This is a genomic window from Streptomyces sp. SID14478 (assembly GCF_010548525.1).
In the GTDB taxonomy this organism is placed as follows: Bacteria; Actinomycetota; Actinomycetes; order Streptomycetales; family Streptomycetaceae; genus Streptomyces.
Genome location: NZ_JAAGMG010000419.1, coordinates 1 through 521, shown reverse-complemented (window position 1 = coordinate 521; position 521 = coordinate 1). Strand labels below are relative to the sequence as shown.

The following is a 521-nucleotide window of genomic DNA, read 5'->3' as shown; positions in this document are numbered from 1 at the left end:
CCTCGGGTTCGGGCTCGCCCGTCGCGACCGCCGCGGCCAGGGCGGGCAGGTCCGGGTGGTCCTTGCCGAGTCCGGGCAGGCCGCCGCCGACGGTGGCGCAGCGCACGACCGTGCCGTCGGTCTCCGGAACGGGCCGCCAGGACAGCCGGTAGAGGTCGTCGGCGCCCGCCTCCTCACCGTCGCCCTGCTGCGGCGCGCTGCCGACGGGGCGTACGGTCACGGCGCCGACCTGGACGACCGGCGCCCCGGTGGGGTCGGTCACGGACAGGCTCATCGCGGCGCCGTCGGCCGGGGACGCCGTCACGCGCACGGCGGTCGCGCCGGACGCGTACAGGGTGGTGCCGCTCCAGGAGAAGGGCAGGAACGCCCCTTCCCGGTCGGCCAGGGAGCTCAGGCCGAGCGTCTGCGCCGCCGCGTCGAGGAGGACGGGGTGCAGCGGGTAGCCCGCGTCGCCGGTCGCGTCGGAGCCTGCGGCGGCGGGCAGTTCGGCCTCGGCGAACACCTCGTCGCCGCGCTGCCAC

General features: G+C 78.1%; 1 protein-coding gene. It reads right to left on the bottom strand.

The features are described from left to right. A partial coding sequence (locus G3I40_RS13555) for a polyketide synthase dehydratase domain-containing protein (RefSeq protein WP_203643997.1) occupies window positions 1–521 on the bottom strand: 521 nt, incomplete at both ends.